Here is a 12,682-nt window from a genome sequence, read left to right as displayed (position 1 = left end):
TCCTCAGGCTCCGACGGGGGTGGCGGCCGGGGCGGTGGCGAGCGCGCGGGTGCGCTCGTCCTCGCTCCGCGTCACCTCGTCGGCGGGAATGTAGTAGTCGCGGTCGTAGTTGAAGGTGTGGGTGATGGCGGCCGCGATCACGCCGACGAAGGTGAGCGCCGCGAGCCACCAGACGTGCCACACCATGGCGACGCCGAACACGGTGGCGATGGCCGAGATGACGAGGCCGGCGCCGGTGTTCTTGGGCATGTGGATGGCCTTGTAGCCCTCCAGCGGACGCTTGTAGCCGCGGCTCTTCATGTCCCACCAGGCGTCGCCGTCATGCACCATCGGCGTGAAGGCGAAGTTGTAGGCCGGCGGCGGCGAGGAGGTCGCCCATTCCAGGGTGCGGCCGCCCCACGGGTCGCCGGTGAGGTCGCGCAGCTGCTCGCGCCGCAGGATGCTGACGGCGAACTGGACCAGCATCGCGCCGATGCCGCAGGCGACGATCGCCGCCCCGAAGGCCGCGATGACGAAGAGCGGCTGGTACTCGGTGCCCGAGAACGAGCTCATGCGCCGGGTCACGCCCATCAGGCCGAGGATGTAGAGCGGCGTGAACGCGACCCAGAAGCCGACGACCCAGCACCAGAACGAGACCTTGCCCCAGAACGGGTCGAGGCGGAAGCCGAAGGCCTTCGGCCACCAGTAGTAGATGCCGGCGAACAGGCCGAACAGCACGCCGCCGATGATCACGTTGTGGAAGTGCGCGACCAGGAACAGCGAGTTGTGCAGCACGAAGTCGGCCGGGGGCACGGCGAGCAGCACACCGGTCATGCCGCCGACGACGAAGGTCAGCATGAAGGCCACCGTCCACATCATCGGCAGGTCGAAGCGGATCCGGCCGCGATACATCGTGAACAGCCAGTTGAAGATCTTCGCGCCGGTCGGGATCGAGATGATCATCGTGGTGATGCCGAAGAACGAGTTGACGCTCGCCCCCGACCCCATGGTGAAGAAGTGGTGCAGCCAGACCAGGTAGGACAGGATGGTGATGACGACCGTGGCGTAGACCATCGAGGCGTAGCCGAACAGGCGCTTGCCCGAGAAGGTCGAGGTCACCTCGGAGAAGATGCCGAAGGCCGGCAGCACCAGGATGTAGACCTCGGGGTGACCCCAGATCCAGATCAGGTTCACGTACATCATCGGGTTGCCGCCGAGATCGTTCGTGAAGAAGTTGGTGCCGACGTAGCGGTCGAGGGTGAGCAGCGCCAATACCGCGCCGAGCACCGGGAAGGAGGCGACGATCAGGACGTTGGTGCAGAGCGAGGTCCAGGTGAAGACCGGCATCTTCATCATCGACATGCCCGGCGCCCGCATCTTGACGATGGTGGCGATCAGGTTGACGCCCGACAACGTCGTGCCGACACCCGCGATCTGCAGCGCCCAGATGTAGTAGTCTACACCTGTGCTCGGCGAGTAGGCGATGTTCGACAACGGCGGATAGGCGAGCCAGCCGGTGGCCGCGAACTCGCCGACGAACAGCGACATCATCGTCAGCACGACGCCGCCGGCGGTCATCCAGAAGCTGAAGTTGTTGAGGAACGGGAAGGCGACGTCGCGGGCGCCGATCTGCAGCGGCACCACGAAGTTCATCAGGCCGGTGACCAGCGGCATCGCCACGAAGAAGATCATGATCACGCCGTGGGCGGTGAAGATCTGGTCGTAGTGGTGCGGCGGCAGGAAGCCCTCGGCGCCGCCATGCGCGAGCGCCTGCTGCGAGCGCATCAGCACCGCGTCGGCAAAGCCGCGCAGCAGCATGACGAGCCCGAGGACCATGTACATGATCCCGATCTTCTTGTGGTCGACGCTGGTCAGCCAGTCGCGCCACAGCGGGCCCCAGAGCCGGTAGCGGGTCAGGAGGCCGACGACGGCGAGGCCGCCGACCGCCACCGCCAGGAAGGTCACCACCACGATCGGCTCGTGGAGCGGCAGGGATTCGATGGTGAAGCGGCCGAACAGCAGCCGCCACCAGTGCGGGTAGGCTTCGATCGGATTGTGCTCGGAGTTCATGGTTCAGCCTGGAGTGCAGGTAGCGTCGTCGGGGGCCCGGCCTGGCGGACCCGCGCGGGGCGGTTCCGGGAGGCGCGTCGTTCCCGCGTCAGTGTCGCCGCCGGACCGGTGACCGGTCCGGCGGAAGCGGCTCAGTTCAGGCGCGGCGTCGCGTTGGCGGCGGCCGTCTTGGCGTTGCCGAGGCCGTAGGCGTCGGCCGGGGTGCAGAGCGCGGTGACGAAGGTCGCCTGCTGGGTCGCCCCGGTGCCGCGGCGCACCGCCTTGTCGTAGGTCAGGCTCATCACGCTGTGCAGGCCCTCGCGGCCGCCGCCGCCGCGGGCGTCGATCGCCGCCATGTCGTGCATGCACATCTTGGCGCGGTCGACGCACATGTTGAGGATCGCGTCGTAGAGGTCGGCGTCGACGGTCTTGTAGTAGCGCACCGGCTCCTTCTCGCTCGGGCGCTCGAGCTTCAGGTAGTCGGCCCGGTTGAGACCGCCGCCGTCCTGCTTGGCCTTGGCGACCCAGGCGCTGAACGCGCCCTCGTCGAGGCCCTTGAAGGTGAAGCGCATGTGCGAGAACCCGGCGCCGCTGTAGTTGGCCGAGAAGCCCTCGTAGTCGCCGATCTTGTTGATCACGGCGTTGAGCCGCGTCTGCATGCCCGGCATGGCGTAGATCTGGCCGGCGAGCGCGGGGATGAACAGCGAGTTCATCACCGACGAGGAGGTGATGCGGAACTCGATCGGCCGGTCGATTGGGGCGGCGACCTCGTTGAGCGAGGCGATGCCCTGCTCGGGGTAGAGAAAGAGCCACTTCCAGTCGAGGGCGATGACCTGGACCACCAGGGGCTTGCCCGAGACCATCGGATCGCCGACGCTCGACACGATCGGCTTCGAGGCGCTGATGCGGCTGACCGGCCGGTAGGGGTCGAGCAGGTGGGTGCCGAGCCAGGTCAGCGCGCCGAGCGCGATGATGATCAGGAGCGGTGCCGACCAGATCACCACCTCGAGCCCGGTCGAGTGATGGAAATCGGGATCGTAGACCGCCTTCTTGTTGCCCTCGCGGTAGTGCCAGGCGAAGGCGACCGTGAGCGCCATCACCGGGACGATGATGAGGAGCATCAGCACCGTGGAGGCGATCAGCAGGTTACGCTGTTGCAGCGCCACGTCGCCGGACGGCGAGAGCAGCACCATATTGCATCCTCCGGTGAGGAGGATGAACGGAAGTACGAGGAGGAGGCGCAAGTGTTTCACGGGCAGCCCGGACGATCAGCTTTCGGCTCCTGTCCTGTACGCCGACCGCGGCCCCCGCGGGATTGGACGTTTTGTCCAGGCCCCCAAACGGCCGGTTCTCCTCTAAGGAAGAGACCTTCGTAGAGTGACGGAGCAGGATTCCGATATGGCCACGATCTCGGCGGACGCTGCCGCCGCCTCCTCCTCCAAGCCGGAACGGGACGCCCGCCTGGCCTCGTCGGAGCCCGGCCACGTCGCCCCCGGCGAGATCGCCCTCGGGGTCATCATCGGCCGCACCTCGGAGTTCTTCGACTTCTTCGTGTTCGGCCTCGCCTGCGTGCTGGTGTTCCCGCGCCTCGTGTTCCCGTGGGCGGACGCGGTGACCGGCACGCTCTATTCCTTCGGGCTGTTCGCCCTCGCCTTCGTGGCCCGCCCGATCGGCTCGGTGCTGTTCATGGCGATCGACCGGCGCTACGGCCGGGCGACCAAGCTCACCATCGCGCTGTTCCTGCTCGGCCTCTCGACCTGCCTCATCGCCTTCCTGCCGGGCTACGAGACCATCGGCCACTGGTCGGCGGTGCTGCTCGGGCTGTGCCGCATCGGCCAGGGCCTGGCGCTCGGCGGCGCCTGGGACGGGCTCGCCTCGCTGCTGGCCCTCAACGCTCCCAAGACCCGCCGCGGCTGGTACGCGATGCTGCCGCAGCTCGGCGCGCCCGTCGGCTTCATGCTGGCGAGCGGGTTGTTCGCGTTCTTCCAGCTCCAGCTGTCGGATGCCGACTTCATGGGCTTCGGCTGGCGCTACCCGTTCTTCGTTGCCTTCACCATCAACGTCGTGGCCCTGTTCGCGCGGCTTCGCCTCGTCGCGACGGAAGAATTCCGCCGCCTGCTCGAGGCCGACGAGCTCGAGCCCGAGCCGGTTGTCGAGACGGTGCGGGCGAGCGGCCGCAACATCCTGGTCGGCGCCTTCGTGCCGCTGGCCTGCTACGCCCTGTTCCACCTCGTCACGGTGTTCCCGGTCAGCTGGATCAACCTGTTCACCGGCCGCTCGGTCGGCGAGTTCCTGATGGTGCAGTTCGCCGGCGCCGTCATCTGCACGATGACCATCGTCATGTCGGGCCTGATCGCCGACCAGATCGGCCGGCGCTCGACCATCGCGCTCGCCGCCGCCCTGATCGGCCTGTTCGCGCTGGGCAGCATCATCGCCCCGCTGCTGTTCGGCGACAGCATGCCCGGGCAGACGATCTTCGTCGTCGTCGGCTTCGCGCTGCTCGGCCTCGCCTACGGCCAGAGCTCGGGCGCCATCGCGGAGAACTTCGGCACCAAGTACCGCTACACCGGCTCGGCCCTGACCTCGGACCTCGCCTGGCTGGTCGGCGCCGGCTTCGCGCCGCTCGTCGCGCTCTACGCCTCGAGCCATCTCGGGCTGCCGTGGGTCGGCGTCTACCTGCTCTCGGGTGCGGTCTGCACGCTGGGGGCGCTCGGGCTGAACCGGCGCCTCGGGGTGTCGGCCTGATCTGTCTCCCTTCCCCCTTGTGGGCAGGACTGTCGGGGAAAATGGCGCCGGTTACTCCCTCCCCCTCTGCGGGGGAGGGTGGACCCTGCGTCGGCAGGGGCCGGGAGAGGGCACGCCGCTTCCGGATAACACTGAACCGTTCTGACGGGCGCGAACTGAATCAGCGTCGCGCTGCCCCTCTCCCGCCCGGCTCCGCCGGGCACCCTCCCCCGCAGAGGGGGGAGGGGGAACCCGCGCCATTCTTTTTTACGCCGCCCCCACCCGGAACCGGGCCGCGTGGCTGCCGATCTCCTCGAAGGCACCAGGCGTCGCCCCGGCCTTCGCGAGCGCCGCCTGCGCCTCCTCCGGGCTCACGTCGCCGGGCAGCGCCAGGAGCTGACTCAGCCCCCCGCTGACGCCGGCGCTCGCCACCACCTCGCCACCGAGCGCCTCGACGGCCTCCATCGCCTCGTCGCGCCAGCGCTCGAACCGGGCGGCGTAGAGCACCCAGTCGCGCTGGGCCGCACTCGGGTCGTCGAGGGGCTTGGCGACGCAGAAAACCGGCGTGCCGGCCGGGTGGCCGGGCCGCTCGATGAAGGGCAGCCGGGCGATCACCTTCGGGCGCCCCGGTCCCGCGAGCTGGCGCCACCAGGCCCCGGCGGTCACACCCTGGTCGAGGCGAAAGACCCCGAGATCCCCCCGCGAGGCGGCGACCGCGGCGATGACCGCCGCCGCGCTCGGATGGGGCCGGTACGGCACCGTGAAGCCGAAATGGAACCGGGCCGAATCGCGCATCGGCGCGTCGCCGCCCGAGACGTCGGCATGGACCGCGAACGGCGCCTGCACGTAGGTGAAGGTCGCGATGATGACGCGCCAGATCCCCTCCACGGTGTCGAGCGGCAGGAGCCCCTGGTGGCGCTCGGCGATCATGCGCATCATCGAGGCCTCGCGGCCGGGCCGGAAGGCCGAGCCGGAGGCGGAGGTCTTCTTGACGGCGATCAGCCGGTCGATGATCCGGCCGCGCTCCATCAGGAGGTCGTGCATCGCCGAATCGATGCGGTCGATGTCGGCCCGGAGGGCGGCGAGGTCGGTGGGCGGGGGCGACGTCATGGCTTCGCGGGATGAGGCGGCAGGAAGATCCGTCTTACGACCGCCGCCGTCCGCGGGCCAGGGCCGGCATCGTGCGGGCCTCCGGAGATCGTTCTTCCGTCGATTGACGGCGCGACAGCGAAGCCCTACCTCTTTCGTCCGTTGAAGCGGAAATTTCGGACGCTTTAACGGCCGGTCCGGTTTGGAGAACGAACGACTTCCGGATTTTTCGTTAACGCCCGCCATCCGGCGCCAGCCCCGTGAGAAGCATGGCCACACCTCTCCTGAAGCCCGGGACCGAGGCCGCCTCCCAGGCGGTCGAGCCGACGAGCCCCGTCGCCCAGTTCGGGCCCGACGCGCCGCTGATGATGGATGCCGGGGTGGAGCTGGCGCCCTGGCAGATCGCCTACCAGACCGCCGGCACGCTCAACGCCGAACGCAGCAACGCGGTGCTGGTCTGCCACGCGCTGACCGGCGACCAGCACGTCGCCAACACCCACCCGGTCACCGGCAAGCCCGGCTGGTGGGAGCGCCTGGTCGGCCCCGGCAAGCCGGTCGACACCGACCGCTACTTCGTGATCTGCGCCAACGTCGTCGGGTCGTGCATGGGCACGACGGGACCGGCCTCCCTCGACCCGGCGACCGGCCGGGCCTACGGGCTCGACTTCCCGCTGGTGACGATCCGCGACATGGTGCGCGGGCAGGCGATGCTGCTCGACCGGCTCGGCATCAAGGACCTCTTCCTGTGCATCGGCGGCTCGATGGGCGGGATGCAGGTGCTGCAATGGGCGGCGAGCTACCCCGAACGGGTCTTCGCCGCCATGCCGATCGCGACGGGCGCGCGCCACTCGGCCCAGAACATCGCCTTCCACGAGGTCGGCCGCCAGGCGATCCTCGCCGATCCGAACTGGCATGGCGGGCGCTACCTCGACGTCGGCACGCGTCCCGCCAAGGGGCTCGGCGTCGCCCGGATGGGCGCCCACATCACCTACCTGTCGGAGCCCGCCCTCCACCGCAAGTTCGGCCGCCGGCTGCAGGACCGGGACGCCCCGACCTTCTCGTTCGACGCCGACTTCCAGATCGAGAGCTACCTGCGCCACCAGGGCATCACCTTCGTCGAGCGCTTCGACGCCAACGCCTACCTCTACCTGACCCGGGCGATGGACTATTTCGACCTCGCCGCCGACCACGGCGGCGTGCTCGCCAACGCCTTCCGGGGCACCAAAACCCGGTTCTGCATCATGTCCTTCACCTCCGACTGGCTGTTTCCGACCGCCGATTCGCGGGCGATCGTCCACGCCCTCAACGCGGCGGCGGCGCCGGTCGCCTTCGTCGAGGTCGAGAGCGACAAGGGCCACGACGCCTTCCTGCTCGACGAGCCGGCGATGACCTCGGCCGCCAGGGGCTTCATCGCGGCCGCCGCCCGGGAGCGCGGCCTGTGAACGCCTCCGCCCCGCTCGCCCCCGCGATCCTGCCCCAGGACGCCACCGGCTCCTCGCGCATCGACCACCTGGTGATGCTCAACCTCGTCGAGCCCGGCTCCCGGGTCCTCGACGTCGGCTGCGGCGACGGCTCGCTGCTCGCGCTCCTGCGCGACCGGCGCGGCGTCGACGGCCGCGGCATCGAGCTCTCGCGTCAGGGCGTCAACGCGTGCCTCGCCCACGGCCTGCCGGTGATCCAGGGCGACGCCGACACCGACCTCGCCGCCTACCCGGACGACGCCTTCGACTACGTGATCCTGTCGCAGACGATCCAGGCGACGCGCCAGCCCAAGGCGGTGCTGGAGCACCTCCTGCGGATCGGCCGCCACGCGATCGTGTCGTTCCCGAATTTCGGCCATTGGCGGGTGCGCAGCGAGCTGATGCTGCGCGGCCGGATGCCGGTGACCGACACCCTGCCGGATCCCTGGTACGAGACCCCGAACATCCACCATTGCACGATCCGGGACTTCGTGGGCCTGTGCCGCCTCGTCGGCGCCCGGATCGAGCGCGCCTCGGCGCTCGACGCCTCGGGCCACCCGATGCGCTTCGCGCTCCCCTGGTGGGTGTGGAACCTCGTCGGTACGCAGGGGGTGTTCCTGCTCCGGCGGGAGTAACGGATCGTTGCCGATCGGGTCCTCCCCGTCGGCCGTGATCGCGTTTCGCGTCGCGTGCCTCTCGTCAAGGACGGGGGGCCCCGCGGCGATCGGAATGGCCGGACGTCAGCCGCCGGCCTCCCGGGCGCCGATCCCGGCCCGCTTCAGCGTCCCGGCCAGAAGCTCGATCTGCGCGGCGATGCGCCCGAACGCCGTCGACTCCGCCTGCTCGGGCTTCGGCGGCAGCCGCTCGCCGGCGGCGGTGGCGGCGAGCGCCCGGGACAGCCAGTCGCGCCAGGCCCGCCACGTCGCGGCCTCGGCGCCCGCGGGCTCCGGCTCGTGGCGCAGGATCGCCAAACGCCCGGCCATGCGGCGGAGCGTGGCGTCGGCGACCATCGCGGCCTCGATGCGGGCATGGCCGCGGCGGCGCGGCTCCTGCAAGGCGCGGGAGAGCGCGGCCTCCAGGTTGTTGCTGGCGAGCCCCGCCGCCCGGGCGGCGGCCTCGGCGGCGGCGGACTGGGCCTCCCCCAGGCGCTCCGCCACCACGGCGTCGGCGTAGCGGGCATGGGTCTCGAGGGCGGTGCGGAGCGCATCGCGCACCCGGGCCGGCTCCCAGAGCGGCCACAGCAGCAGGCCCGCCAGCACCGCGACCGCCCCGCCCAGCACCGTGAACAGGGCCCGCATCCCGACGATCTCCCAGGACGAGTGCCCGGGCTCGACGAGCTCCACCAGCACCACGACCAGCGGCGTCAGGCAGGCGATGAAGGTGCCGTAGCTGACCCCCCGCGCGGCAAAGCCGAGGACGCTGAGCGGCACCATCATGGCGGCGAGGACCGGCGGCGAGGTGGCGTAGAACGCCAGCACCGCCCCGATCAGCCCGCCCAGCACCGTGCCGCCGACCCGCTCCAGCGCCCGCTGCCAGGTGGCGGCGTAGAAGGGCTGCATCGTCAGCACCACCGTGATGGTGAGCCAGTGGGTGAACGGGCCGGGCCACCAGGCGGTGACGGCAAGCGCCGGCAGCGCCACGACGGTCGCCCGCACGGCGTGGCGCAGGTTGGCCGAGGACCAGGTGAGGTTGGCGCGAAGCGGCTGCAGCACGGTCTCGCGCCAGGGCAGGGCCGGCGACCCGGCGAGCCCGCCGCCGCCGGCCAGGTCCTCCGGCCCCGACAGCTTGGCGCCGATCCGCACCCGGTCGAGGATGCGCTCGGCCATCCGCCGCAGGGCCGGATCGGCTCCCGGACCGGGCCTGGCCCGGGCCAGTGCCCGCTCGATCCGCGCGAGGTCCACCGGCCGGTCGCGCCGGATCGCCCGCGACAGCACCTTCAGGGCCGGCGGCAGGAGGCGCAGGAGGCGCGCGGCCTCGGCCCGCTGCGCCGGGGTCGCGCGCTCGAGGTGGTCCGACAGGGCGATCATCGTGCCGAAGAGCTGCTCGGCGGCCTCCAGCCGGATCAGCGCCCGGGCGTTGCGCTCCGACAGGCGGGCCCGGCTGCGGGCGAGGTCGAGCACCAGGGTGCGGGCGGCCTCGATCGCGTCGCGCACCGCCCGCCGGTGGCCGCGGGCATGGGCCTCCCAGATGGCGGGGCCGGTCTCCTGCGCCTCGCCCGCGAGCCGGCGCAGGTCGCGGGCGAGGCGCGACAGGCCGCGCCAGACGTCCCCGATCGCCGCATGGGCCGGGCGGTAGGGGTGGAGCCGCCACACCACGAGTGCGAGGAAGGCCGCCCAGAGCCCGCCGGCCCAGAACATCGCAGCGACGACGACGCCCTGGTGCGGGCTCAGCGCGCGGTCGAGGGCGAGGCAGAGCACCACCACCAGCACGTTGCCGACGGTCTGGGCCGGCACGCCCCAGACCCGCGCGAAGGTGCAGCAGAAGATGACCGCGAGCGCGACCGGCAGCACCAGGGCCGGACCGTAGCCCTCCATCACCCCGAAGGCGCCCCAGAACAGCCCGCCGAGGCCCGCGAAGGCGAGGAGCGCCCGCAGCCGCGGCCGGATCGGCCCGCCGATGTCGCAGAAGCAGGTCAGGTTGGCGGCGAGCGCCATGGTGAGGAGCGGCGGCCAGGCGAGCCAGGTGTGCAGCAGGATGATCGACCCGAAGGCCAGGGCCGCCCGCAGGCCCTCGATCACGCTGATCCCGGTGAGGTCGGGGGCCATCGGCAGCCGGGCGAGGTCGGGGCCGGGCTCGCGCAGGGTCCCGCGGCGGATCGGGACGGGCTTCATCGGGCGGAACGGGGCACGGGGGGGCTCGGGTCGCGGAGGCGGTCGGGGGCGCCGCGATCCGCGCCGGGGCAAGCCGCATGCCCCCTGGCAGGCGACCGGACGGCGCGGTGCGGGTCCCGCCCCCGTTATAGGACGCCGGGCGGCGGCGTGCACCGCATCACGCCGACAGACGTGCCCAGGGACGACGGGGATACCCGCCCTGGCACCCGGGTGGGGTCGCGCTATGTCGCCTCGTGTCGAGCGAGCCCGGCCGTAGACCGGGCCGTCCCTGCCGGAGGATTCGTTTGCCGATGCGCCTCTCCCGCCTGCCCGCCCTCACCGGCGCCCTTCTCGCGCTCGCCTGCGGCGGGGCCTCGGCCCAGGGCATCCGCAATGCGCCGCCGCCGCGGGCGCTGGAGACGGCGGCCTATATCTTCGCGGCGGCCAACGTCTGCGGCTACCGCATCGGCACCGAGGCGTTCGAGGCGCTGCTCGCGCGCTACCAGGTGACGATCGACGACGTGCGCCCGCCGCGCGGGCCCTTCGGCACCAAGGTCCAGACGATCTTCACCCTGATGTCGAACCAGATGATGCAGAACCGCGAGGCCGCCTGCCTGGCGGTGGCCGGCGAATACGGTCCCGAGGGCAAGGTCGTCCCGGGCATCCTGCTGCCCGCCGCCCCGGCCGAGGCGCCGGCGCCCCCCAAGCAGCCCTGACCGGCACGGAGACACGGATGAGCGACGAGACCCGCCCGCACGGGCGCTACGGCTACAGCCCCCTGCCGCAACGCCCGGTCTACGACTGGCCCGGAGGGAAGCGGCTGGCGGTCTACGTCGCCCTCAACGTCGAGTGCTTCGCGTTCGGCGGCGGGCTCGGGGCCGAGCTGGCCCCGGGCGGGCCGCAGCCCGACGTGCTGAACTACGCCTGGCGCGACTGGGGCAACCGCGTCGGCGTCTTCCGCCTGGCGGAGCTGTTCGACGCGCTGTCGCTGCCGGCCTCGATCCTGGTCAACAGCCGCATCTACGCCGAGTGCCCCGGCCTGATGGAGGTGTTTCGCGCCCGCGGCGACGAGGTGGTCGGCCACGGCCGCAGCAACGCCGAGCGCCAGGGCACCCTGCCCGAGGACGAGGAGCGGGCGCTGATCGCCGAGGCGACCGCGGTCCTGGCCCGGGCCGAGGGCAAGGCGCCGGCCGGCTGGCTCGGGCCCTGGATCTCGCAGAGCCGCGCCACCCCGGACCTCCTCGCCGAGGCCGGCTACCGCTACCTCCTCGACTGGTGCCACGACGACCAGCCGACCTGGTTCACGACCCGCGGCGGCGGCCGCATCCTGTCGGTGCCCTACCCGCAGGAATTGAACGACATCCCGTCGATCGTCGGGCGCAAGGATTCCGGCGCGCAATTCGCCGAGATGATCGTCGACACCTTCGAGGAGATGCGCGCTGCCGCCGAGGCCGCCCCGCTGGTGATGGGCATCTCGCTCCATCCCTACCTCGTCGGCCAGCCGCACCGGCTGCGGCCCCTGCGGCGGGCGCTCGCGCACATCGCCGAGGCCCGGGACGCGGTGTGGATCACCCGCCCCGGCGCCATCGCCGACCACGCGATGGCGCTGCCGGACGGGATGGTGCCCGGATAGGCACGCCTCGCGAAGGGGTCAGCGCCCGGTCCAGCGCGGCGGGCGCTTGCCCAGGAACGCCTCCATCCCCTCGCGGAAATCCGCGCTCGTGTAGCAACTGAGGATCAGGTCGTCCCCGGCCTCGGACGGCGCCTCGTCGCGCACGCGGCGCAGGCCCTCCTTGGTGGCGGCGAGCGTCAGCGGCGCATGCCCGGCCACCAGATGCGCCAGGGTGGTCGCCCGCTCGGCCAGAGCCGCGGCATCCTCCACCACCTCGCTCACCAGCCCGATCGCCCGCGCCTCCTCGGCCTCGACGAGGCGCGCGGTGAAGATCATCTCCTTGACCCGGGCAGCCCCGACGAGGGCCGAGAGCCGGCGCAGGTTGGCGACCGACAGGCAGTTGCCGAGCGTGCGGGCGATGGGAAAGCCGAATCGGGCGTCGCGGGTGGCGATGCGCAGGTCGCAGGTGGCGGCGATCGCCGCGCCGCCGCCGGTGCAGGCCCCGGCGATCGCCGCGATGGTCGGCTTGCGGCAGCGCTCGAGCGCGCCGAGCACCCGGTCCATGAAGCGCTCGTAGCCGAGCGCATCCTCGGCGGTCGAGAAGGTGCGAAACTGGGCGATGTCGGTGCCGGCCGCGAAGGCGCGCCCGCCCGCGCCCTGGATCACCACCGCGCGGACCGCCGGATCGGCATCGATCGCCTCGGCGAGGCCGTGCAGCCGCTCGTACATCGCGAAGGTCAGGGCGTTGCGCGCCTGCGGCCGGTTGAGGGTGATGCGGGCGATGCCCGCCTCGTCGACCTCGTGGAGCAGTTCGTCGGTGTCGGTCATGGCGGGCGCATCCGGATGAGCTTCTGCGGCCGAGCCTAAGCATCATTCGCCGGGACGGTCACCGGTCGGGCGGGGCGAATGACGCGGGAACCGGCGACGCGGGGCCGCTCCGCTGGCGGCCCGCCCCGCGG

10 protein-coding genes are annotated in these 12,682 nt (G+C 71.6%); 5 read left to right on the top strand and 5 right to left on the bottom strand.

What is annotated here, in order from left to right; all coding sequences use genetic code 11:
* Positions 1–3: 3 nt before the first annotated feature.
* Positions 4–2,049 carry a cytochrome o ubiquinol oxidase subunit I gene (gene cyoB / locus BMX97_RS29690; protein ID WP_091754742.1) on the bottom strand — a complete coding sequence of 682 codons (2,046 nt, stop codon included), beginning with the start codon at positions 2,047–2,049 and terminating at the stop codon, positions 4–6.
* A 131-nt stretch (positions 2,050–2,180) separates the two neighbouring features.
* Positions 2,181–3,281, bottom strand: a complete 1,101-nt coding sequence (cyoA, locus tag BMX97_RS29685; RefSeq protein ID WP_091754741.1) for a ubiquinol oxidase subunit II — start codon at positions 3,279–3,281, stop codon at positions 2,181–2,183.
* A gap of 145 nt (positions 3,282–3,426) precedes the next feature.
* Between cyoA and BMX97_RS29680 the strand changes: the two genes are divergently transcribed.
* On the top strand, positions 3,427–4,773 hold the full coding sequence (locus tag BMX97_RS29680) for an MFS transporter (protein ID WP_091754740.1): 1,347 nt from the start codon (positions 3,427–3,429) through the stop codon (positions 4,771–4,773).
* Between the two features lie 246 nt (positions 4,774–5,019).
* Here the strand turns inward: BMX97_RS29680 and BMX97_RS29675 are convergent, their stop codons facing one another.
* A complete protein-coding gene (locus tag BMX97_RS29675; protein ID WP_060846490.1) occupies positions 5,020–5,862 on the bottom strand; it encodes a chorismate mutase in 843 nt (280 codons plus the stop codon).
* Between the two features lie 248 nt (positions 5,863–6,110).
* Between BMX97_RS29675 and BMX97_RS29670 the strand changes: the two genes are divergently transcribed.
* Positions 6,111–7,283: a homoserine O-acetyltransferase MetX gene (locus tag BMX97_RS29670; protein ID WP_091754739.1), complete on the top strand. Its 1,173-nt coding sequence runs from the start codon at positions 6,111–6,113 to the stop codon at positions 7,281–7,283.
* Positions 7,280–7,936, top strand: a complete 657-nt coding sequence (metW, locus tag BMX97_RS29665; RefSeq protein ID WP_060846492.1) for a methionine biosynthesis protein MetW — start codon at positions 7,280–7,282, stop codon at positions 7,934–7,936. Before BMX97_RS29670 ends, metW begins: the two co-directional genes overlap by 4 nt.
* A 105-nt stretch (positions 7,937–8,041) precedes the next feature.
* On the opposite strand, the gene BMX97_RS29660 is transcribed toward metW, so the two are convergent.
* Positions 8,042–10,132, bottom strand: a complete 2,091-nt coding sequence (locus BMX97_RS29660; protein ID WP_091754738.1) for an FUSC family protein — start codon at positions 10,130–10,132, stop codon at positions 8,042–8,044.
* A gap of 290 nt (positions 10,133–10,422) precedes the next feature.
* Here BMX97_RS29660 and BMX97_RS29655 point away from each other — a divergent pair, with 290 nt between their 5' ends.
* Positions 10,423–10,827: a hypothetical protein gene (locus BMX97_RS29655; protein ID WP_091754737.1), complete on the top strand. Its 405-nt coding sequence runs from the start codon at positions 10,423–10,425 to the stop codon at positions 10,825–10,827.
* Positions 10,828–10,844: 17 nt separating this feature from the next.
* On the top strand, positions 10,845–11,744 hold the full coding sequence (locus BMX97_RS29650; protein WP_091754736.1) for a polysaccharide deacetylase family protein: 900 nt from the start codon (positions 10,845–10,847) through the stop codon (positions 11,742–11,744).
* A gap of 18 nt (positions 11,745–11,762) precedes the next feature.
* Here the strand turns inward: BMX97_RS29650 and BMX97_RS29645 are convergent, their stop codons facing one another.
* The gene (locus BMX97_RS29645) at positions 11,763–12,551 is read right to left on the bottom strand and encodes an enoyl-CoA hydratase (RefSeq protein ID WP_091754735.1); all 789 of its coding nucleotides are present in this window, start codon (positions 12,549–12,551) and stop codon (positions 11,763–11,765) included.
* Positions 12,552–12,682 lie beyond the last annotated feature (131 nt).

The sequence above is a fragment of the Methylobacterium sp. ap11 genome (assembly GCF_900110515.1).
GTDB classification, from domain to species: domain Bacteria; phylum Pseudomonadota; class Alphaproteobacteria; order Rhizobiales; family Beijerinckiaceae; genus Methylobacterium; species Methylobacterium ajmalii.
Note: the sequence above shows the minus strand (reverse complement) of the source record. Positions and strands in the feature narration are given on the sequence as shown.